The sequence below is a fragment of the Pseudoalteromonas sp. BSi20439 genome (assembly GCF_000241165.1).
Taxonomy (GTDB): domain Bacteria; phylum Pseudomonadota; class Gammaproteobacteria; order Enterobacterales; family Alteromonadaceae; genus Pseudoalteromonas.
Window position 1 is genome coordinate 1 of record NZ_BADW01000133.1, and the last position, 1,347, is coordinate 1,347.

General features: G+C 44.3%; 1 protein-coding gene and 1 pseudogene. Both read left to right on the forward strand.

The window, feature by feature from the left end; genetic code table 11:
- Positions 1-498: pseudogene (locus P20439_RS18270) on the forward strand (IS21 family transposase); the annotation flags it as partial.
- A gap of 14 nt (positions 499-512) precedes the next feature.
- Entirely contained in the window at positions 513-1,268 is a 756-nt protein-coding gene (gene istB / locus P20439_RS11630) for an IS21-like element helper ATPase IstB (RefSeq protein WP_008108839.1), read from the forward strand.
- The last annotated feature ends 79 nt before the right edge of the window (positions 1,269-1,347 follow it).

Consider the following 1,347-nt stretch of genomic DNA (forward strand, 5'->3'; position numbering starts at 1 on the left):
CTTTACTCGGTACCCCATCACTTGGTGGGTGAAAAGCTTGAACTTCATGCCAAAGACAACTTGATTGAGGCTTATTTCAAGCATAAACGCATCACCAGTCACCCGAGAAAATATCATCCGGGCATGACCACCACATCCGAGCACATGCCTGTAAAGCATGAGAAGCATCATAAATGGTCACCAGGGCGTTTAATGAATTGGGCGAAAGATATTGGAGATGACGTTTTGCTCTGGGTGAAAGCACAATTGGCACAGAAACAACATGAAGAACAAGCGTATCGTGTGTGCTTAGGCTTACTCAACCTATCAAGAAGCTATCCCGCCGATCGGCTCAATAACGCCTGTGCGATAGCCAATCAATACAGTTTATATCGGTTAAAACATATCAAAGACATACTCAGTAGCAACCAAGATAAATTGCCGCGAACGCAAGAAGAGCCGTCGACGTTATTGCCACAATCCCATGAAAATATCCGTGGTCCTAAAAGCTTCCATTAAGGTAAGGAAATTCTATGTTAGAACAAACGATAACTCAGCTTCGTCAACTCAAACTCAGTGGTATGGCCAACGCCTTAGTGAGCCAAATGGAACAACCAAGTACTTATGAAGGGTTGTCCTTCGATGAGCGACTACAACTGCTAGCAGACAGTGAAGCCCAAGACCGAGAGAGCCGAAAACAACAACGCTTACTTAAAGCGGCAAAACTTAAATTAGCCGCTAACGCCAGAGACATAGATTATCATCACCCGCGAGGTCTCAATCAATCGATGATGGCATCGCTACTGCAATGTGATTGGCTGAATAAATCACAAAACTTACTGATCACAGGCCCTTGCGGTAGCGGTAAAACCTATATCACTTGTGCGCTTGCGCATACAGGATGCATGAAAGGCTACAGCGTTAAATATTACCGACTCTCAAGGTTGATGCTTGCGCTGACACAAGCCAAAGCAGATGGCACTTACAGTCGAATGTTACAGTCACTCGCTAAGATCGACTTACTCGTTTTAGATGATTGGGGGCTTGAGCCACTTAAAGCGGCACAACGAAATGACTTAATGGAGATCATGGATGATAGGCACGGCAGTTCATCAACCGCCATCATCAGTCAATTACCCACCGAAGAATGGCATCAATCCATCGGCGATAATACCTTAGCCGATGCCATTTTAGATCGACTAATGCACAATGCTCATCGGATAAAATTAAAGGGGGAGTCTATGAGAAAAATTCAATCTAAAATTGACCATCGTGAACACTTAGGTTAAAAATGTCATGAACCCAATGCGTGGAATTTAAGTGTTCACGATAAAACCGGAATCGGTGTTCACCATCACCGGAATACGC

What these genes read in the sequence shown, in the direction of transcription:
- istB (WP_008108839.1), top strand. Translation starts at nt 513, where the DNA reads ATGTTAGAACAAACGATAACTCAGCTTCGTCAACTCAAACTCAGTGGT.